Genomic DNA, 19,535 nt, shown 5'->3' on the forward strand with positions numbered 1-19,535 from the left:
CCAACTGCAAGATCGCGGGGAGGGATGGACTCCAGCTCGCCGAGCTGGAGTCGATCCAGGTGGGTCAGAGGACGTCGAGGACCGTGCAGAGCCAGGTGCCGCGGCGGTGTTCCAGGCGCAGCGCGATCGCCCAGCTCGCTCCGCCGGCCCCGGCCAGCACGGCGGCGGCCTCGACCGCGCCCGCGCGAGGTTCGCAGACGCGTAGCCGGCGGAGCTGGAGGACCGGTCGGGCGGTGCGGCGGCGTGCCGGGCCGACCCGGCGGGCGGCACGGGTCAGCTCGGCGGACACCCGGGCGGCGGCCTCGGGGAGGCAGAGCGGCCGGAGCTGCCCGGGCGGGCGGTAGCCGTTGACGATCTCCAGAAAGGTGCGGACGAACCGGTGCGCCGCCCGGGCGGCCTCGGGGGTCGCGGTGACCAGCGCCGCGGGCGGTGGGCCGGCCGAACGCCCCGGCCCGGTCGGCGCCGGCCGGACGTCGCCGGTCGAGCGGCCGCCAGCCCGTCCCGCGGATCGGTCAGCAACGCGACCAGCACGGCGGGCGGGGCCGTCGGCGGGCCGGGTGGCGGGCCGGTCGAGGTCCCGGCGCGCATTGAAGAGGTCGAACGCGAGCTGGTCGACATCGCCCCAGGCGTCGCCCCATGTCGGGTCCTGGTCGGTGCAGGGCGGGTCCAGCGGCGGGGCGGGCCGGAGCCGGACCGGGGGACGCGGTGCCAGCGGGCGGCGGGTGTCGACCATCCTCAACCCCTGTTCCTTGCGTTTGCCTTCGTTTGCCTCTGACTGCTCCTCATTCTCGGGTAAGGAAACGCCGACCGTCAATGCGGTGTGCTTACTCGACGTCGCGGTCGGTGAGCGGGTTGCCGCGTACCCACTCGGCGGTCTCGGCGTACTTGCGCTGGATGTACTCCTCCAGCCGGGCCCGCTCGACCCGCCACTGGCCCCGGCCGCCGATCTTGATGGCGGGCAGCTCGCCGCTGCGCACCATGTGGTAGACCTGCGAGTCCGAGACGTTCAGCTCGGCGGCCACGTCGGACAGCAGCAGGAACCTCGGCTCCACGATGACTCCCGGGTTGGCTTCGTTTGCCTCAGTTTGCCATCACGAGCCGGGTCGCCCCAGGCCCGCACGGCGAATCCGGCCGGGGGACACACCGGCATGGAACTTCTCCGCAGCGGGTGCGGGGTGTATGACGGTCACGGCGTACGGCATGATCGGCGCCCGGAGCCGGCGTCCGCCGGCCGGGGCCTGACGGCGGGGAGAGACCGGTGACCGACGAGCTTGTCCGGGTGTACGTGCCGGCGACCGTCCCGATGCTGGCCCGGCTGCGCGAGGAGGGCCTGGCCGGCGAGGGGGCGCACGCGGTCACCCCGGAACTGCGGGAGTGGTACGCCGAGGGCGACGAGGAGGAGCTGGAGTACGTCGCCTTCACCCGGGCCGCCCAGGAGGCGCTGCTGCTGCTCCGGGCCGATCCGGCCGCGCCCCGGCGGCGGGTCGTCGTCTCGGTGGACCTGCCGGCCCGTGCGGTCGGCCGGATCGGCGGCGAGCTGGGGTCGAGCGTGGTCCGGCTGTCCGGGCCGGTGCCGGTGAAGTCGGTAGCCGCGATCCACGTGGACGGCGCGGAGGCGGTCGACGACGTGGCCGCGGCCGCCGAGGTGGTGGCCGAGGCGCAGGCCGGCGATCCGGACGCCCAGTTCACCGTCGACGGGGCCGAGGACCACGAGCTGGAGTGGTACGACGTGACCGAGCTGGACCTGCTGCTGCGCCAGGTCTCCTGACGCCCGCGGGGGGGGGGCTCAGGAGTCGGTCTCGTCCTCGTCCTCCACGGCGCGCGGACCGAGGGTGCGGCCGAACAGGATGAGCGCGGTGAGCGCCCCCACGAAGAGCACCCAGATGGCGTTGTCCACCCGCGAGGTGCCGAGCGCGGTCTGCGCCACCTGGTCCGCCTCGCTGAGCGCGGCGGCCAGGTCGAGCAGCCCGCGCCCACCGACCCGGATGATCACCTCGGTGAGTAGCAGGAGCAGGCCCGCACCCGCCCCGGCCACCAGGTACGCCGGCCAGCGCAGCTCGGCGGCGGCCCCGTCCCGCCGCACGGCTCGGCGGCGGGCCCAGGCCAGGTAGAGGTACGCCACCAGGCCGGCGATCAACCCGGCGAGCAGGGATTCGGTCCGGGACACCCACTTCGCCGCGTCGAGCATCGACTGCTGGGTGTCACCGGCGCCGAACAGGTCGGAGAGCGGATCCCGGGCGCGGCTGAAGAGCACCACGAAGACCTGTGCGGCCAGCGTGGCGGCGGCGAGCGCGCCGACCACCCGCGCGTTGCGCGCACCGGCCATCGCCCCGCCGATGATCGCCGCCGCGGCTGTCGTGCCGGCGATGGTGTTGGTGGTCGCGTTGTCGGCGTACGTCAGGTTGACCGCCACCGCGGCGGCGAGCCCCACCAGCAGGCCGGCGCCGACGGCGGCCAGGAAGCGCAGGGTGGCCCGGCCCAGCCGGTTGGTCGCCACCAGGGCGACCGCGGCGCCGGCGACGAGCGCTGCGGTGATCACGCCGGGCAGGGCGTACGCGGAGAGGCTGAGCGCGGTGACCCCGGCCGCGGCCGAGGTGATCGCCGCGCGGGTGGACCAGAGCATGGCGGCCAGCCAGCCGATCGACAGCACGGCCAGCACCAGGGCGCCGGGCGCGTGCGCGAGGCGGCCCCCGGCGGGCGCGGCCTCGACGGTCTCCTCCGAGAGGGCTCCGGCCGGCGGTTCGACCGCCGGCCCGGTGGCGGGCTGGTCCGGTTCCGCGGCCGTGGAGCTGCCGGGCTGCTTGCTCATCGTCTCCCTCTCGACGGACGCCGGATCGGCCGCGACGGGCCGGGCAGGTCACCGGCCATCCAGGGTACGCGGCCCGCCCGGTCCCGCTCCGGACCCGGCCGGCCGGCCCGGCCCGGCTCGACGGGACTGCCGTCGCCGTGATCGGCCGGCGACGGATCGCAGGCGAGCGGCGGACTTGACCACAGATTCGTCGGGCCCGGGTGGGTTGTCGCCTACGGTCCGGTGTGCGGTGGTGCGTCCGGGTGCGCCGACGTGGGCCACCCGAACAGGGGCGGTGGAGGTCGGCTCCGGCCCTCCGCATGGAAGAATCAGCCGAGGTCCCGCCGCCGCGACCGGTCCGCCGCGCGGTGCCCGGCACCCGGCCGCCCGGCCGGCGCCCGCGGGGTCCCACTCGCCACCGCCGTCGAGATCGCACAGGAGCCTGTGATGGACGCCGTGTTCTCCGTACCCGAGCCGCGCAACGAGCCGGTCCACACCTACGAGCCGGGCAGCGCCGAACGGGAGCGGCTCCAGCGGCGGCTGGCCGAACTGGCCGCCGAGCGGATCGAGCTGCCGATGACCATCGCCGGCGAGCAGCGGATGGCCGGCGGCAACCCGATCAACGTGGTCCAGCCGCACAAGCACGCCCACGTGCTCGGCGTGACCGGGCACGCCACCCACGACGACGCCCGCGCCGCGGTCAAGGCCGCCAAGGACGCCGCGCCGATGTGGCGGGCGCTGCCGTTCGAGGAGCGCGCCGCGATCTTCCTGCGCGCTGCCGACCTGCTCTCCGGCCCCTGGCGGGACACCCTCAACGCGGCCACCATGCTCGGCCAGTCCAAGACCGCGGTCCAGGCCGAGATCGACTCGGCCTGCGAGCTGATCGACTTCCTCCGGTTCAACGTCTACTTCGCCCGCAAGCTCCTGGCCGAGCAGCCGATGTCCTCGCCGGGCGTGTGGAACCGGTTCGACCACCGGCCCCTGGAGGGCTTCGTCTACGCGGTCACCCCGTTCAACTTCACCGCGATCGCCGGGAACCTGCCCTCGGCGCCGGCCCTGCTCGGCAACACCGTGGTCTGGAAGCCGGGCCCGACCCAGCAGTTCGCCGCCCACTTCACCATGCGGCTGTTCGAGGCGGCCGGCCTGCCGCCCGGTGTGATCAACATGGTCACCGGGCGCGGCGAGGAGGTCTCCGACGTCGTACTGGCCGACCCCGACCTGGCCGGCATCCACTTCACCGGGTCCACCAAGGTCTTCCAGCACCTGTGGAAGACGGTCGGCGACAACATCGCCCGCTACCGGGGCTACCCGCGGCTGGTCGGCGAGACCGGCGGCAAGGACTTCGTGGTCGCGCACACCAGCGCCGACGTGGACGCCCTGCACACCGCGCTGATCCGGGGCGCCTACGAGTACCAGGGCCAGAAGTGCTCGGCCGCCTCGCGGGCGTACATCCCGCGGTCGATCTGGGAGGGTGGGCTGCGCGACCGGCTGGCCGCCACCGCCGACTCGCTCACCTACGGCGACGTCACCGACTTCAGCAACTTCGGCGGCGCGGTGATCGACGACAAGGCGTTCGGCCGGCACACCGCCGCGCTGGACCTGATCAAGGGTGACGACACCTGCAAGATCCTGGCCGGCGGCACCGCCGACGACTCGGTCGGCTACTTCGTCCGGCCGACCCTCTTCGAGTGCTCGGACGCCGCGCACGAGACCTTCACCACCGAGTACTTCGGGCCGATCCTCGGGGTGCACGTCTTCGACGACGCCCGCTTCGACGAGGTGGTCCACCAGGCCGAGTCGATCGCGCCGTACGCGCTGACCGGGTCGATCTTCGCGACCGACCGCCGGGTGGTCGACCAGGTGGCGGAGAAGATGCGGTACGCGGCCGGCAACTTCTACATCAACGACAAGCCGACCGGCGCGGTGGTCGGGCAGCAGCCGTTCGGCGGCGCCCGGGCCAGCGGCACCAACGACAAGGCGGGCTCCTGGCACAACCTGGTCCGCTGGATGTCGCCGCGGACGATCAAGGAGACCTTCGTCCCGCCGACCGAGCACGGCTACCCGCACATGGGATGACCTGCGAAACGGTCGCCGGTGGCGCACTCAGCGTCACCGGCGACCGGCCGGCCGGGCGAGGTTCGCCCGTCCCCGGCGGACTGTCGTCGGCCGACAGTGCACATCGGACCAGCCAACGGGTGGCGAAAACGGCAAATCGTGGACGCCGGGTCCGACAAAGTGGCAGCTTAGAGGGCATGGCGGAATCCGGAGTCAACCCGACGGCGGCGGCCCTGCTGGGCCTGCTGCACGACGGCCCGATGACAGGCGGCCAACTCATGGCCGCCGCCGAGCGCCGGTTGGCGCCGTACTGGTCGATGACCCGCAGCCAGGTCTACCGGGAGCTTCCCGTCCTGGCCGAGAAGGGTCTCGTGCGGCTCGGCAAGCCCGGGCCGCGGTTGAGCCAGCCGTACGCGATCACGGCGGCCGGGAAACGGACATTCTCCCGCTGGCTGGCGGAGAACCCGGGCCGGGACACGATCCGTAACCCGATAGCGCTACGGATCGCCTTCGGCAACCTGCACTCGGCGAGCCAGCTCAAGAACCTGTACGCCTCGGCGAACGAGTACCACACCGAGGCCCTGGCGGCGGTGCGGGAGCAGGTCAAGAACGCCAAGAAGGAAGGCGACAACTACGACGCCAGCGCGCTGGAGTTCGCCGTCGCCTACCACCGCGCCGCGCTGTCCTGGCTCAAGAGCGCCCCGGTCGGCTGACCACCTGCGCCGGACCGGCCAGCATAGGCAGTAGGCTTGTCTGTCGTGACCGCTGCCGATTACGCCGAACAGCTCAAGGAACTCGACGCCACCCTGCGCAACATCGAGGCCGTGCTCGACCTCGACAAGCTGCGCGAGCAGAAGGCCCGCCTGGAGCAGGAGGCCTCCGCGCCGGACCTGTGGGACGACCAGGCCAAGGCGCAGGCGGTGACGTCGCAGCTGTCGTACGTCAACGGCGAGATCTCCAAGCTCGGCACCCTCCGCTCCCGGCTCGACGACGCCGGGGTGCTCCTGGAGCTGGCCCAGGCCGAGTCCGACCCCGGCACGCTCGCCGAGGTCGAGTCGGAGATCACCGGGCTGACCAAGGCCATCCAGGAGATGGAGGTCCGCACCCTGCTCTCCGGCGAGTACGACTCCCGGGAGGCGCTTGTCGCCATCCGGGCCGGCGCCGGCGGCGTGGACGCGGCGGACTTCGCCGAGATGCTGCTCCGGATGTACCTGCGCTGGGCCGAGCGGCACGGCTACCCGACCGAGGTCTACGAGACCTCGTACGCCGAGGAGGCGGGCCTCAAGTCGGCCACCTTCACGGTCAAGGTGCCCTACGCCTACGGCACGCTCAGCGTGGAGTCCGGCACCCACCGGCTGGTCCGGATCAGCCCGTTCGACAACCAGGGTCGCCGGCAGACCAGCTTCGCCGGCGTCGAGGTGCTGCCGGTGGTGGAGCAGACCGACCACATCGAGATCCCCGAGAACGAGATGCGGATCGACGTCTACCGCTCCTCCGGCCCGGGCGGGCAGAGCGTCAACACCACCGACTCGGCGGTCCGGATCACCCACATCCCGACCGGCATCGTGGTCACCTGCCAGAACGAGAAGTCCCAGCTGCAGAACAAGGCCTCGGCGCTGAGGGTGCTCCAGGCCCGCCTGCTGGAGCGCAAGCGGCAGGAGGAGCAGGCCAAGCTCCAGGGCCTGAAGACCGACGCCGCCGGCTCCTGGGGCGACCAGATGCGCTCGTACGTTCTGCACCCTTATCAGATGGTGAAGGATCTGCGGACCGAGCAGGAGACGGGCAATCCGTCCGCGGTCTTCGACGGCGAACTGGACAGCTTCATCGAGGCGGGTATCCGCTGGCGGAAGCAGCAGCAGATCACCGCTGACAGCGCGTGACCGACCTCGGACGCAGCGCGTCATCGATCTCTGCCTGACCGGCTGAATCGACGACGCGACCCGCTTCGGAGGGGCGGGGGGCTTGGCTCTCCGGTTACACCGCGTAGACTCTCGACCCGTGATTCAGCTTGAGCAAGTGACGAAGACGTACCCGAAGGCGTCCCGGCCTTCGCTCGACAACGTGTCCGTCTCGATCGAGAAGGGCGAGTTCGTCTTCTTCATCGGTCCATCCGGCTCCGGCAAGTCCACGATCATCAAACTGCTGCTGCACGAGGTCACCCCCAACAAGGGGCGGGTCGTCGTCAACGGCAAGGACGTCACGTCGATGCGTTCCTGGAAGCGACCCCACTTCCGGCGTTCCATCGGCTGCGTCTTCCAGGACTTCCGCCTCCTGCCGAACCGCACGGCCTACGAGAACGTGGCCTTCGCGCTGGAGGTGATCGGCAAGACCAAGGCGGTCGCCCGCCGGGTCGTCCCCGAGGTGCTGGAGCTGGTCGGTCTCGGTGGGAAGGAGCACCGCTACCCCCACGAGCTCTCCGGTGGTGAGCAGCAGCGGGTCGCGGTCGCCCGGGCGTTCGTGAACCGGCCGCTGATCCTGCTGGCGGACGAGCCCACCGGAAACCTGGACCCGGACACCTCGATCGAGATCATGCGCCTGCTGGACCGGATCAACCGCACCGGCACGACCGTCGTGATGGTCACGCACGACTCCAACATCGTGAACCAGATGCGCCGCCGCGTCGTCGAGATCGAGAGCGGCCGCATCGTGCGCGACCAGGCCCGCGGCGTCTACGGCTGAGCCGCTGACGACTCGCCGAACCTGACGACGAACACCTCACGCCGGAGAGCCGGAGGAATATCCCGATGCGGATGAAGTACGTCCTGTCCGAGGTACTGGTCGGACTGTGGCGCAACGTCACCATGACCCTCGCCATGATCATCACCATGGCGGTGTCGCTGTTCATGCTGGGCGGCAGTGGCCTTCTGTACCAGAAGGTCGGCGACATGAAGGACCTCTACTACGAGAACGTCCAGGTCTCGATCTTCCTCAAGACCGACGTCAACGAGCAGCAGCGGACCGACCTCGAGACCAAGCTCAATGCGGACCCGCTGGTCAAGGACGTCGATTACGTCGACAAGGCGGAGGCGTACAAGCGCTTCCAGCAGATGTACGCCGACGCCCCCGACCTGGTGAACGCGGTCAAGCCGGACCAGCTCCCGGAGTCGTTCCGGCTCACGCTGAACAACCCGGAGCAGTACAAGCAGATCTACGACGAGTACAAGACCTCCGAGGGCATCGACACGATCGTCGACCAGAGCAAGCTGCTCGACAAGGTCTTCGGCGTGCTCAGCGGCTTCCAGAACGGCGCGCTCGCCATCGCGATCGTGATGGCCGTCGCCGCCCTGCTGCTGGTCGCCAACACCATCCAGGTTGCCGCGTACAGCAAGCGGCGTGAGGTCGCGGTCATGAAGCTGGTCGGCGCCTCCAACTGGTTCATCCAGGCGCCGTTCGTGCTGGAGGCGGTGGTCGCCGGTCTGATCGGCTCGGTCCTCGGCCTGATCGCGTTGATCGCCTTGAAGACCCTCGCGGCGGGGAGTTCGATGGCGGCCCTGGAGGGCCTGATCACCCCGATCTCCTGGTCCGAGATCTTCCTGACCTTCCCGCTGATGGCCGCCGTCGGTGGCCTGGTCAGCGCGGTCACCGCCTGGGTCACGCTCCGCTTCTACCTGCGGGTCTAGCTCCCACCGCACGGCTCTCCGGGGACCCTCCCGCGCGGAATAAACCGCGCGGGAGGGTCCTTGTGTTTCCGGTAGCATGATCCGCGCTCCGCGATCGGAAGGGAGGTGGCGCCGATGCCACGGGAAAAGGGTCGCAAGGTGGTCGCCTCCAACAAGAAGGCGCGGCACGACTACGCCATCCTCGACACCTACGAGGCGGGCATGTCGCTGACCGGCACCGAGGTCAAGTCGCTGCGGGCCGGGCGGGCGTCGCTGGTCGACGCGTTCGCCCAGGAACGGGACGGCGAGCTCTACCTGCACGGCATGCACATCCCGGAGTACACCCAGGGCACCTGGACCAACCACGAGCCCCGGCGCACCCGGAAGCTGCTGCTCAAGCGGTTGGAGATCGACCGGCTGATCGGCAAGACCAAGGAGAGCGGTCTCACCATGGTTCCGCTCCAGGTCTACTTCTCCGACGGCTGGGCGAAGGTGGAGATCGGCCTGGCCCGGGGTAAGAAGTCCTACGACAAGCGCCAGGACCTGGCCAAGCGGGACGCCGACCGGGAGATCGCCCGGGCGGTGGGCCGGCGCGGCAAGGGCATGAGTGAGTGAAACTTCCGGTTTGTCCGGGTGTCGGCTTCCGGCCGGCCTCGGAATGAATCCGGTTGCGCCAGGCGTTAGGCTTGGTGATGCTGCCGACAGGGGCAGCCCGTCGAGGGGGTGACTGGTTTCGACTTCGTACGTTGCGGCAGGGGAAGCGAGCCGAGGAAGCCGACGTCGTCTCGAGAATCGTTCGTCGGAAACCAATAAGCGCCAAGAACAATCGCGCTGACTTCGCTCTCGCCGCCTGAGGCGAGTAGCAAGTCTGTCGGCCTGGGAGCGCCTTCGACCCAGTTAGCCGGCATCAGCTAGAAGGCTGGCCAACCGGACCCGGTCGCGGGGTCCGTGCGGCGAGATCAATCAGCGACTGGGCCCGTCACACCGACTCGCTCGCGTGATCGGAGGGGCCGAGTAGAGGCACAGCGAGCTGCGCTCGGAGAAGCCCTGACAAGGCGGCGAAGGACCCGGGTTCGATTCCCGGCACCTCCACCACCTGACCTGTGCGCCCCGGTCCACCCGGACCGGGGCGCACAGTCGTCTCCAGGGTCCTTGTGCCGGCGCTCTAGGCTGCCGCCTGTGACGAACGAGCGGATCCGACTCTCCGTCGGCGCGGCGTCCGGCCAGCGCGCCGTGGCCGCCGTGGTGGGTGTCCTGTTCAGCGCCTTCGGCGCGGCATTCGTGCTGCTGCCGGTGGTCGCCGACGACCTGCTGCGCCGGGTCACCGGCTTCGGCGACCCGGTTCCCTCGTACGACGACGTCCGGGACCTGCCGCCCGAGCTGCTCCCGCCCGACCTGCACGACGGGGCCACGGCCGCGCCCGCCCCGCTGCGCTACGCCGGACTCTGCGGGCTGCCGTTCCTGCTGCTCGGGCTCTACCTGGTGCTGCGGGTGTTGCGCACGGCCGCCTGGCTGGACGGGACCCGGGCCTCGGTCCGCGGCGCGTTCGGCACCCGTACCGTCGACCTGGCCACCGCCGAGGTGCGCGGCGGCGCGGTCGCCCAGCGGGTCGGTGACGACGGGGTGGTGCGGGTGCCGACGCTGATCGCGCGGGACCGGGACAGCGGACGCCGGGTCACCATCCCGCTGCAAGGCCCGGGGCTGGGCAACCTGCCCCCGTACGAGCTGCGGGCGCTCGCCGACGCGATCACCGCGGGCCGGCCGGACCAGGGCCGGGACGGCGACGCGCACTCCCTCGCCGGTCACCTGCGCAGCATGGCCGGCAATCCGCTGGGGCTGTAGGGGCTGGTGGGACCGCTGGGACGGATGGGGCAGATGAGCCGCCGGCCGCTCCTGGACAGGTCGGGAACCCGGGTTCACCATCGCTGTACGCGGTAGCGCAGCAGTGCGGGAGGTGCCATGGTCACCAATCCGATCCAGCAGCCGTCCACCGTCACCGCCGTGCCCCGGCCCCGGCCCGCCGTCCCCGGCGACGTGCGCGCCCTCGCCCGGGCGCTCGCCACGGCCCCGGCCGAGCCGCGCTGGCGGGAGCACCTGATCGGCCGGCTCGGCCCGCTCGGGCAGGGCTTCGCCGAGCACGTCCGGGTCACCGAGGGGCCGGCCGGCCTCTACGCCGAACTGCTCCACCAGGCGCCCCGGCTGGACCGTGGCGTACGCCTCCTGGCCGGCGAGCACACCGCCATCGTGGCGGCGATCGCCGCGCTCCAGCACGCGGCGCGGCTCCCCGCGGTGCCCGCCGAGGAGCTGCGGGAGCAGGCCCGGAACCTGCTGCGGGCGCTCGACCGGCACCGGCAGCGCGGCGCGGACCTGCTCTGGGAGGCGTACCAGGCCGACCTGGGCGGGGAGGACTGACCGGGGAACCGGCCGGGGGAGCGTCGCGTCCAACCGGCATGCGTCGCTCTCTCGCCCTCCTCGGGCTACCGCTCCTGGTCCTGGCCGGCTGCGCCGCGCCCGGCGCCGACCCGGCCGGCCCGTCGGCCGCCGGCCCGAGCGGTCCGGCGGCCTCCGGTCCCGACCACCGCTGGGAGGCGTTCGGCCAGCGAGCCACCGAGGTGGCCGACGCGTGGCGCCCCGGCCCCGCCTGGCGCAGCGGGTACGTGCCGCTCGACGACGCCACCGTGCTGGCCGGCGACCCCGGCTTCACCGACGAGACGAAGCAGGCCTTCCTCAACGGCTGGTACCGGGACCAGATCGACCTGCCGAGCACCCGCCCCGCCGACGGGACGATCCGCTTCCCCGACGGGACGCTGCGTGTCCCGCTGGTCAGCGCCGCCGACGCGTACGCCCAGCTGGACCAGGGCGACCCGCCCCCGTGCGAGGGCCGGCCCTCGACGCCGGGGCCGCGGCGGCCGAAGGGCGGCCCGACCATCGAGCCCGGCCCGGACGGCTGGGCCGCCACCCAGGCGCCCAGCCCGTGCATCCCGCTGACAGTCACCGGAGTGACGCTGGGCAGCGCGATGGTGCGTACCAGCCGGGGCGAGGCCAGCGTGCCGGCCTGGCTGTTCACCGTGGAGGGGCTCCGGGCGCCGGTGGCCCGCCTCGCCGTGGCGCCGAGCGCGGTCGGGACCGCGCCGGAGGGCGTCGCGCCGAGCCGCCCGGCGGACGACGGTGTGGTCGGAGCGATGGACCTGCAGGCGGTGAACGGGAACCGGGTCGAGTACCGGGTCGGCACGGGGGCCTGCGACGGGGAACCGACCCCGCTGGTGCTGGAGCGGGACGACGTGGTGGTGCTCGGGGCCGGGGTGGTCCGCTCGACCGGTCCGTGCACGATGCAGCTCGTGATGAAGCCGGTGAGCGTCACGCTGAAGGCGCCCCTCGGCGACCGGACGGTGCTCGACGTGGCCAGCGGCAGCCCGCTCCTCGTGCGCCGCTGACCCGCTAGAGGATCCGCGGCACGTCGGTGCTGATCGGCACCGGCAGCACGGTCGGCCGGTCGGCGGCGAGCGCGGCGTCCAGCGCCGGCCCGAGCCGCTCCGTCGACTCCACCACCTCGGCCGCGCAGCCGTAGCCGCGCGCCACCGCGGCGACGTCCAGCCCGGGCAGGTCCAGCGCCGGCACCCCGGGCGTGTGCTTCAGCTCCGCGAACGCCTTGAGGATCGCGTACTGCTGGTTGACCGGGACCACGACGGCGAGCGGCAGGCCGAGCTGCGCGGCGGTCCACAACGACTGCACCGAGTAGTGGAACGAGCCGTCGCCGACCACCGCGACCACCGGCCGGCCGCGTCCGGTGTCCCGCTCGGCCAGGGCGATGCCCACCGCCGCCGGCAGGCCGAACCCCAGGCCGCCGCTGGCCATGGTGAAGTACGACCGGGGCCGGCTGATGCGCAGCCGGCGGCGCAGCGCGGCCAGGTTGGACGGCGACTCCTGCACCAGCACCCCGTCGGCCGGCCACTGCCCGGCCAGCGCGGTGAAGAGGGCGTCCGCGCTCGGCGGGTCGGCGGGCTCGGCCGGCGCCGGGGCGTCCCGGGCCGGCGGCGGGGACCGGTCCGTCGGCGGCAGCAGCTCCACCAGCCCGTCCATGGCCAGCCGGGCGTCGCCGAGCAGGCTCTCCCCGACCGGGGCCCGGGCCGCCTCGTCCGGGTCGTCGGTGACGTGCAGCAGCCGGGCCTCGGCGGGCAGGTAGTCGCCCGGCACGTACGGGTAGTAGCGGAACACCGGGGCACCCACCACCAGCACGGTGTCGTGGCCGTGCAGCGCCTCGGCCAGGGGGCCGATCGCGTACGGCAGGACGCCCCGGAACTGCGGGTGGTCCTCGGGGAAGACGGCCCGCTCCGGCGCCGGCGCGGCCCAGACCGGGGCGGCCAGCCGTTCGGCCAGCGCCACGGCGGCCGGCCAGGCGTCCGCCCGGTCCACCGCCGCGCCGAGCACCAGCGCCGGCGCGCGGGCGGCGGCCAGCGTGGCGGCGAAGCCGCGCAGCCGGTCCGGGTCCGGCGCGATCCGGGTGGCCACGGTCCGCACCTGCGGTGGCGGGTCGGCCGGCCGGTTCCAGTCGTCCATCGGCAGGGAGAGGAAGACCGGCCCGGCCGGGGGCTGCACCGCCGAGGCGTACGCCCGCATGAAGGCCGCCGGGATGTCCTGCGCGCGGGCCGGCTCGTGGGCCCACTTCACGTACGGCTGGGTCAGCTCGACCGCCCGGGGGCTGGCCAGCCGGGGCTCGATGAGCAGCATCTCCCGGTTCTGCTGGCCGGCGGTGACGATCAGCGGCGTCTTGTTGTGCCAGGCAGTGACCAGGTTGCCCATGCCGTTGCCGGTGCCCGGGGCGGTGTGCAGGTTGACGTGCGCGGGACGGCCGGTGGCCTGCGCGTAGCCGTCGGCCATGGCCATCGCCGAGGCCTCCTGGAGCGCGTGCACGTAGCGGAAGTCGGCCGGGAAGTCCTGGAGGAAGGGTTCCTCGGTGGAGCCGGGATTGCCGAAGACGGTGGTCAGGCCCAGCTCGCGGAGCAGGTCGTAGGTCGTGTCGCGGACCGTTGCCATCGCCGGCTGCCTCCCGTCCCCCGCGCGTGCCGGAGACGGCCCGGTGATCAGTCCCCCGACCAGCCGAATCTATCGGGCCGAGGACGACTTTTCGGACGCTTCCCCGCGCTCAGGGCAACGGAAACGGGAGCTTGATCCCGTCCAGTGCCTGCCCGCAGGAGCAGTCCCGCTCGGCGGGCAACGCCGCGACCGCGTCCAGCAGCACCCCGCGCAGCCGGTCGGTGTTCTCCGCGAAGACCCGGAAGACCTCCTCCTGGGTCACCGACCCGCCCGCCTCGACCCCCGCGTCCAGGTCGGTGACCAGGGCGATCGAGGTGTAGCAGAGGGCCAGCTCGCGGGCCAGCACGGCCTCGGGGTGGCCGGTCATGTTGACCACCGTGCCGCCGATCGAGGCGAACCAGCGCGACTCGGCCCGGGTGGAGAACCGCGGCCCCTCGACCACCACCACCGTCCCGCCGTCCACCGCCGGCACGCCCCGCCCGGCCGCCGCGTCGAGCAGCGTCCGTCGCCCGGCCGGGCAGTAGGGGTCGGCGAACGACACGTGCACCGCGCCCTGGTCGTAGTAGGTCTGGGGCCGCCCGCTGGTGCGGTCGATGAGCTGGTCCGGCACCACGAACGTGCCCGGGCCCAGCTCGGGCCGGAGCCCGCCGACCGCGCACGGCGCCAGCACCTGGCGTACGCCCAGGGACCGCAGCGCCCAGAGGTTGGCCCGGTAGGGGATCAGGTGCGGCGGGTAGCGGTGGTCGCGCCCGTGCCGCGGCAGGAACGCCACCCGCCGGCCGGCCACCTCGGCGATGGTGACCGGATCCGACGGCGCGCCGTACGGCGTCTCCACCACGTGCTCGGTGGCGCCGTCGAGCAGGGCGTAGAGACCCGACCCGCCGATCACCGCCAGTTCGGCCGTAGCCGCCATCCGGCCCTCCCTCGATCCGTCGCGATCACCCGCCGGTCAGACCTTAGCCAGCGGGCGGACCGCAGGCTATGGTGCCTTGCATGGCGTTGACAGCGCGGCTGGTCGCGGCGTACGGCTGACGGGTGTCGGACATGCAGGGTGAGGGACAGGCGATCGGTGGCCGAGCCATGGATTCCATGACCGGGCGGCTGCTGGTCGCGACGCCTGCGCTGAAGGACCCGAACTTCGACCGCACGGTCGTGCTGCTGGTTGCCCACGAGCCGGGCGGGGCCCTCGGCGTGGTGCTGAACCGGGCCACCGAGGTCCCGGTGGCCGACGTCCTGGGTGACTGGAGCGACCTGGCCCGCCACCCCGCGGTGCTCTTCGAGGGCGGCCCGGTGCAGCCCGACTCGGCGATCTGCCTGGCCCGGATGCGCCACCCGATCAAGCCGGTGAAGGGCTTCCACCGGGTCTCCGGCGCGGTCGGCACCATCGACCTCTCGGTCGACCCGGAGAAGCTGCGCGACGCCGTCGGCGGGATCCGGGTCTTCGCCGGCTACTCGGGCTGGGGCGCGGGGCAGCTGGAGCGGGAGATCGAGGACGGGTCCTGGTTCGTGCTCGACGCCCTCCCCGGCGACGCCTTCGTCGACCGGCCGGACGACCTCTGGCCCATGGTGCTGCGCCGGCAGGGCGGCATGATGGCGGCGGTCGCCCACTTCCCGCCGGATGTGGCCCTGAACTGAGTCACCGGCCGGGGGGACCCCCGCGAGATGACCATGCCGACCGGCGTGTGTATAGTTCTCTCCGTGCCCGGGCGACCGGGGACGACCGCAAGGGGCCGTGGCGCAGCTGGTAGCGCACCACACTGGCAGTGTGGGGGTCAGGGGTTCGAGTCCCCTCGGCTCCACCCAAGCGAAACGCCCTGGTGAGGGAGATTTACCCCCTACCAGGGCGTTTTCCATTTCACGTGCTCTTGGGCCGCTACATGCCAGAGCCGTGCCAGATCCCCAACGGGCCGACGATGAGCCTGTATCCCCAGCCCCATGACTGGATCAAAGCCCGCCAAGACTCAGGCATGGAGACCGGCAACCATGAGGACATGCACGCCGGCGAGCTGGAGACATCCCTGCTGCTTCACGTCGCACCGCACCTCGTTCGCGACGGCAATGAAACCGCGGATTGGCTAGCGAATGACCGGCCGCACCTACTGACGCTCGGCATGGCCGCATACACCACCAGCGGAGTCATCGGGCGTCCATCACTAGGCACCCGCGAAAAGGGCAAGGCGGCGTTGGAAAGCTTCGCCAGCTCCTTCTCAGAGCACCTGCGCGCGCACGGGCTCTAGCGGGGCTAATGGGTCCGCCGGCGGCTTGCCTCCTGCCTGACCGCATCCGTGAGATCCCGCCACGTGCCGGCCGATGTCTTCATCATCCGATCGACGATCAAGCGGGCGGATGCTTCATCCGGTCCGCGTACCTCCACCCGGAGCAGCCTAGTCGAACGTATGGACGACCGGCATGCCTCGCGCGGCCACCGCCCCCATGCTTGGGGCTTGCCGCGCGGACCCGGCGTGCCCCTCTCCTGCGCCGCGCTGCTCGGGCGCGGCGCTGCCGGCTGCCGGCTGCCGGCTGCCGGCGACGAACCTCCACCACTCTCCCCGCTATCCCGTCTGCGGCGGCCCCGGGCTCCCCGCTCTCCGCGCCAGCCGCAGAGCGACAGCGGCAGCGGCCGGCGCGCGCCCAGGCGGCGGCGCGTGCGGCCCGTTCAGGGCCGCCTTGAAGACGTACAGAAACTTTGAACACATCGCCGGCAGCCGGCCGGTTCGTACGTAGGAGCCGGCTCCGCAGCCGCTCAGGGTCAGGTCAACCGCTCACCTGGGAGGGGGAGGGGTGGCCGCCGGTGGCCATCTCCGACCCCGGGAGCCGGGTCCGTGCCGGGCGAGGTTGGGTCAACTGCGCCACGGTGGCGGTGTCCGCCGGGGGCGCGGTCCGTGACACGAGAGCCGACTCAGCCTGTTCCGCCAGTGTCCGTACCTGTGTCAAGGGCCGCTTGACGGGAGCGGGTCAACGGCACACGGGATGGGTTCAAGCCGGATGCGGTGGCCGGAAGATGCCCGCCGCGCATTAGAGCACGACCGGCCGAGAGCCAGGCATGAATTGCTGGGCCTGAAATCGGAATAGAGCCCTCGTCGCGTCGTCGGACGATTGAGATAAACGCCCCCTCCGATCGGCCTCCAACCATCGCCCCATGAACAATGAATGGCTTGAGCTCCTCGGGTTGAGGAGGCACTTTCACAAGGATGATTGATCCGTTCGATTCGACTTCAACAGCTCCTACTTCAAGCCCGTCAATCGGTGGGTAGACCCGTCTATCAATTGTCGACCTATATCGTGAAGGTGCGTTCTTCGGAGCGTTGCGGACGGGGGTAATTCGCGATATCACTTCCTCGCCCCGAATTCGCTTGGTTCGCATTCCGATTACAAGAACCCCGCCCTTTTCGGCGTTTGCGAACCTGGCCACATCCTGGGCCAATTCAATCTTTCCGGCCTCGTCGTCGAGTGTGTACCCCTGTGACTTCACTTCGAGCGTTGCAGATTCAGGCTGACCAACCAGCACGTTGAACTTGCCTGAACGCAGAAGGTCCCAAAGCGCTTGGAATTGCGGACTGTCGCGACCCTCAAGAGCGCGCATCAGGTCCGAGAGTTCGTCTGCCAACGAAAGGGCCTGCCCGACAGTCCTGCCCCGACGGTCGATGTCGACACGAATATGCCAATGGCAGTACTTGTCGACTCCCTCGGGCTCAACGTCTCTGAGGCTCGCCGAGTATCGTTGCAAAAGGTGGGTTACCGATGTGGCGATCTCGTACGGTTCTAGGTCCGCCTCAAGGTATTCGCTCAATTCCAAAACCAGGCTTCGTGACTCCATCAAATTGATTGTGTAGGCTGAATAAGGGATGAAATCCTCGTGGATTAGCTCCGGCTCAACCTCAGTGAGGTAAAGCGAAAGAACGGGAAGATCTCGTCCCGGGAGGCGCTCCGGGAACATTCCATGATTCTCGGCGGCGGCGATGAGTGCGCGCCTAAGGGATGCAAGGGAAACATTTGCCACAGCGTCGCGCTGGGCGACAAAATCTGCAGCACGATTTTGCTGCACCGTGAAGCCGTCGCTAGTGACTAATGCCTCGCGATACGGCTGCCAGTTTGGTAGGTAGCGGATTTGGCTCAATGGCACTTGCTCACAATGGCACGGTGCCGTCGTCTTGTCAGTCCACCGGTCGGATCGTTGCGCGGACGCCCAAGCTATCCGTCTGGGTTCGTCCGTGGACCCTTGCGCCGTCATTCGGCACCGGGTGGCCGGCCGGCGGCGCTCACGAGGGAGCGGCGTGCCAAATCCATGCCAGGTCGGTAGGTCGCGGCGGGTGATTGACGGGGAGTGGCGGGGAGAGTGACCGCCTGGCCGCAGGTCATGACCACCGCAGGCCAGGGCGATTCGAGAGAGCCCCCCTGGCAGTGTGGGGGTCAGGGGTTCGAGTCTCCTCGGCTCCACCCTTGAGCGATCAGGGCGTTCGTCAGAGATGACGGGCGCCCTTCGTGGTTTCCGGGCGAATTTCCTGGATCGGGACAATCTGGTCATCTGCGGACGACCGTCGCGGTTTGCCGAATCCCTAGCATCGGCTCATGACCGTAGATCTGTTCGCCGGCCTCCCCGTCCGCGACCACCGCACCGCGGCGGCCTGGTACGAGCGACTCCTCGGCGCCCCGCCCGCGTTCCTGCCGAACAACACCGAGGCGGTGTGGGAGCTGGCCGAGCACCGGTACCTGTACATCGAGGTGCGGCCCGAGCACGCCGGGCACGCCATGCAGACCGTCTTCGTCGACGACCTCGACGCCCGCCTCGCCGGGATGGCCGAGCGGGGCCTGACGCCGGCCGAGCGTGAGACCTACGACAACGGCGTCCGGAAGGCGATCTTCCGCGACCCGGACGGCAACGAGATCGGCTTCGGCGGCGGCCCGGCCTGAACGGGCCGGCCGGTGGAGGCGTCCGCCCGGCCCGGGGCGGACGCCTCCACCGGGACTCAGCGCGGCTGGTACGCCTTCGGCAGGCGCATGCCCCGCTCGGCCATGAGCTGCCGGACGCGGTTCGGGTAGTTGGTGATGATCCCGTCGACGCCCAGGTCCATCAGCGCCGCCACGGTGGCCGGGTCGTCGCAGGTCCACGGCACGACCTTCAGGCCGCGGGCGTGCGCGTCGGCGATCATCTTCGGGTCCGGGTAGAAGCGGAAGGCCGGGTCGGCGACCGTGCCGTTCTGCGGGAAACCGTAGTTGGGGGAGAGGGTGGTCACGCCGGGGATCTCGGCCGCCGCGCGGACGAAGTCGCCCCCGAAGTCGTCCGCGTCCAGGCCACCCAGCCAGGGCGAGGCGCCGGGCCTGCCGACCTGGAGAAAGTCGTAGTTGGTCAGTGCCACCAGCGGCCAGCGCGGCGCGAGCCGGTGCATCACCCGCAGCGCTCCCCAGTCGAAGGACTGGATGGTGACCTGGTCCTCGATGCCCGAGGCGCGGATCTCCTCGAACACCCGCCGGACGAAGAGCTCGCGCGGGGCGGTCTGCTCGGGCGCGCCGGCCTCGACCTTGGCTCGATGTTCAGCGTGAGCTGGTGGGCACGCCAGCTCCTGACCAGCTCCAGCACGTCCCGCAGTTCGGCCATCCGGACCCCGGCGATCTGCTCCTGCTCGGGGAAACCGGGCAGCTGCTGGTAGCCGCAGTCCATGGTCCTGATCTGGGCCAGGGTCAGGTCCTTGATGTACTTCCCGACGTACGGGTACTGCGGGTCGCCCGGGGTGACCGGGCCGGTGTCGCGGCACTTCTGCGCGCTGACCTGCCGGTCGTGCGTGACGACGACCTTCTCGTCCCGGGTGACCTGGGTGTCCAGCTCCAGCGTGGTGACGCCGAGCCGCATGGCCTTGGCGAAGCCGGCCAGCGTCTCCTCGGTGGTCAGCCCGATCCCGCCCCGGTGCGCCTGCAGGTCGAAGTGGGTCTTCTGCGGCAGCACGCCGGGACCGGCGGCGGGGGCCGCGTGGGCGGCCGTCGGCACGGCCAGCACCGCCCCGACGGCCAGCACCGTCATGAGCTGACGGACGGACATGGAAAAACCTCCGCTACCTCGGTGG

21 protein-coding genes, 1 tRNA gene and 1 other RNA gene are annotated in these 19,535 nt (G+C 71.3%); 15 read left to right on the forward strand and 8 right to left on the reverse strand.

Going from position 1 to position 19,535, the window contains the following annotated elements:
* Positions 1-64: 64 nt before the first annotated feature.
* On the reverse strand, positions 65-733 hold the full coding sequence (locus tag ACW0Q9_RS11915; RefSeq protein WP_456180614.1) for an Rv3235 family protein: 669 nt from the start codon (positions 731-733) through the stop codon (positions 65-67).
* A 91-nt stretch (positions 734-824) separates the two neighbouring features.
* Positions 825-1,055, reverse strand: a complete 231-nt coding sequence (locus ACW0Q9_RS11920; protein ID WP_456180616.1) for a helix-turn-helix domain-containing protein — start codon at positions 1,053-1,055, stop codon at positions 825-827.
* Positions 1,056-1,258: 203 nt separating this feature from the next.
* On the opposite strand from ACW0Q9_RS11920, the gene ACW0Q9_RS11925 reads away from it, so the two are divergent.
* The gene (locus ACW0Q9_RS11925) at positions 1,259-1,768 is read left to right on the forward strand and encodes a DUF6912 family protein (protein WP_456180561.1); all 510 of its coding nucleotides are present in this window, start codon (positions 1,259-1,261) and stop codon (positions 1,766-1,768) included.
* 18 nt (positions 1,769-1,786) lie between these two features.
* Here the strand turns inward: ACW0Q9_RS11925 and ACW0Q9_RS11930 are convergent, their stop codons facing one another.
* Entirely contained in the window at positions 1,787-2,809 is a 1,023-nt protein-coding gene (locus tag ACW0Q9_RS11930; protein ID WP_456180563.1) for a hypothetical protein, read from the reverse strand.
* A 426-nt stretch (positions 2,810-3,235) separates the two neighbouring features.
* On the opposite strand from ACW0Q9_RS11930, the gene pruA reads away from it, so the two are divergent.
* From pruA to ACW0Q9_RS11980, 10 genes are all read left to right on the forward strand, one after another.
* Positions 3,236-4,864 carry an L-glutamate gamma-semialdehyde dehydrogenase gene (pruA, locus tag ACW0Q9_RS11935; protein WP_456180565.1) on the forward strand — a complete coding sequence of 543 codons (1,629 nt, stop codon included), beginning with the start codon at positions 3,236-3,238 and terminating at the stop codon, positions 4,862-4,864.
* A 176-nt stretch (positions 4,865-5,040) separates the two neighbouring features.
* The gene (locus tag ACW0Q9_RS11940) at positions 5,041-5,556 is read left to right on the forward strand and encodes a PadR family transcriptional regulator (protein WP_091313480.1); all 516 of its coding nucleotides are present in this window, start codon (positions 5,041-5,043) and stop codon (positions 5,554-5,556) included.
* Between the two features lie 45 nt (positions 5,557-5,601).
* Positions 5,602-6,723, forward strand: a complete 1,122-nt coding sequence (gene prfB, locus ACW0Q9_RS11945) for a peptide chain release factor 2 (RefSeq protein WP_456180567.1) — start codon at positions 5,602-5,604, stop codon at positions 6,721-6,723.
* Between the two features lie 118 nt (positions 6,724-6,841).
* Positions 6,842-7,522 (forward strand): cell division ATP-binding protein FtsE, encoded by a 681-nt coding sequence (gene ftsE / locus ACW0Q9_RS11950; protein WP_262286553.1) that lies wholly within the window; start codon positions 6,842-6,844, stop codon positions 7,520-7,522.
* 65 nt (positions 7,523-7,587) lie between these two features.
* Positions 7,588-8,463, forward strand: a complete 876-nt coding sequence (gene ftsX / locus ACW0Q9_RS11955) for a permease-like cell division protein FtsX (protein WP_456180570.1) — start codon at positions 7,588-7,590, stop codon at positions 8,461-8,463.
* Between the two features lie 114 nt (positions 8,464-8,577).
* Positions 8,578-9,057, forward strand: a complete 480-nt coding sequence (gene smpB / locus ACW0Q9_RS11960; RefSeq protein WP_091261380.1) for an SsrA-binding protein SmpB — start codon at positions 8,578-8,580, stop codon at positions 9,055-9,057.
* 104 nt (positions 9,058-9,161) lie between these two features.
* Positions 9,162-9,537: a transfer-messenger RNA gene (gene ssrA, locus ACW0Q9_RS11965) on the forward strand.
* Between the two features lie 84 nt (positions 9,538-9,621).
* Positions 9,622-10,284: a hypothetical protein gene (locus ACW0Q9_RS11970; RefSeq protein ID WP_456180572.1), complete on the forward strand. Its 663-nt coding sequence runs from the start codon at positions 9,622-9,624 to the stop codon at positions 10,282-10,284.
* Between the two features lie 117 nt (positions 10,285-10,401).
* Positions 10,402-10,854 carry a hypothetical protein gene (locus ACW0Q9_RS11975; protein ID WP_456180574.1) on the forward strand — a complete coding sequence of 151 codons (453 nt, stop codon included), beginning with the start codon at positions 10,402-10,404 and terminating at the stop codon, positions 10,852-10,854.
* A 38-nt stretch (positions 10,855-10,892) separates the two neighbouring features.
* The gene (locus ACW0Q9_RS11980) at positions 10,893-11,876 is read left to right on the forward strand and encodes a hypothetical protein (protein ID WP_456180576.1); all 984 of its coding nucleotides are present in this window, start codon (positions 10,893-10,895) and stop codon (positions 11,874-11,876) included.
* Between the two features lie 4 nt (positions 11,877-11,880).
* Here ACW0Q9_RS11980 and mdlC read toward each other — a convergent pair whose 3' ends face one another.
* Positions 11,881-13,476 carry a benzoylformate decarboxylase gene (mdlC, locus tag ACW0Q9_RS11985; protein WP_456180578.1) on the reverse strand — a complete coding sequence of 532 codons (1,596 nt, stop codon included), beginning with the start codon at positions 13,474-13,476 and terminating at the stop codon, positions 11,881-11,883.
* Positions 13,477-13,585: 109 nt separating this feature from the next.
* Complete coding sequence (locus tag ACW0Q9_RS11990) at positions 13,586-14,389, reverse strand: S-methyl-5'-thioadenosine phosphorylase (RefSeq protein WP_456180580.1); 804 nt, start codon at positions 14,387-14,389, stop codon at positions 13,586-13,588.
* 131 nt (positions 14,390-14,520) lie between these two features.
* Here ACW0Q9_RS11990 and ACW0Q9_RS11995 point away from each other — a divergent pair, with 131 nt between their 5' ends.
* The 3 genes from ACW0Q9_RS11995 to ACW0Q9_RS12005 all read left to right on the forward strand — a co-directional run bounded on the left by ACW0Q9_RS11995 (position 14,521) and on the right by ACW0Q9_RS12005 (position 15,713).
* On the forward strand, positions 14,521-15,111 hold the full coding sequence (locus ACW0Q9_RS11995) for a YqgE/AlgH family protein (protein WP_091259972.1): 591 nt from the start codon (positions 14,521-14,523) through the stop codon (positions 15,109-15,111).
* A gap of 91 nt (positions 15,112-15,202) precedes the next feature.
* A tRNA-Ala gene (locus tag ACW0Q9_RS12000) sits at positions 15,203-15,275 on the forward strand.
* A gap of 114 nt (positions 15,276-15,389) precedes the next feature.
* Positions 15,390-15,713 (forward strand): creatininase family protein, encoded by a 324-nt coding sequence (locus ACW0Q9_RS12005; RefSeq protein WP_456180582.1) that lies wholly within the window; start codon positions 15,390-15,392, stop codon positions 15,711-15,713.
* A 662-nt stretch (positions 15,714-16,375) separates the two neighbouring features.
* On the opposite strand, the gene ACW0Q9_RS12010 is transcribed toward ACW0Q9_RS12005, so the two are convergent.
* A complete protein-coding gene (locus tag ACW0Q9_RS12010; protein WP_456180584.1) occupies positions 16,376-17,599 on the reverse strand; it encodes an AlbA family DNA-binding domain-containing protein in 1,224 nt (407 codons plus the stop codon).
* A gap of 446 nt (positions 17,600-18,045) precedes the next feature.
* Between ACW0Q9_RS12010 and ACW0Q9_RS12015 the strand changes: the two genes are divergently transcribed.
* Positions 18,046-18,387 carry a VOC family protein gene (locus tag ACW0Q9_RS12015; RefSeq protein ID WP_456180586.1) on the forward strand — a complete coding sequence of 114 codons (342 nt, stop codon included), beginning with the start codon at positions 18,046-18,048 and terminating at the stop codon, positions 18,385-18,387.
* A 56-nt stretch (positions 18,388-18,443) separates the two neighbouring features.
* On the opposite strand, the gene ACW0Q9_RS12020 is transcribed toward ACW0Q9_RS12015, so the two are convergent.
* Positions 18,444-18,941, reverse strand: coding sequence for a glycerophosphodiester phosphodiesterase (locus tag ACW0Q9_RS12020; RefSeq protein ID WP_456180588.1), 498 nt, complete (start codon positions 18,939-18,941; stop codon positions 18,444-18,446).
* Complete coding sequence (locus ACW0Q9_RS12025; protein ID WP_456180590.1) at positions 18,863-19,510, reverse strand: glycerophosphodiester phosphodiesterase family protein; 648 nt, start codon at positions 19,508-19,510, stop codon at positions 18,863-18,865. Before ACW0Q9_RS12025 ends, ACW0Q9_RS12020 begins: the two co-directional genes overlap by 79 nt.
* Between the last annotated feature and the right edge of the window lie 25 nt (positions 19,511-19,535).

Source organism: Micromonospora sp. I033, assembly GCF_053890995.1.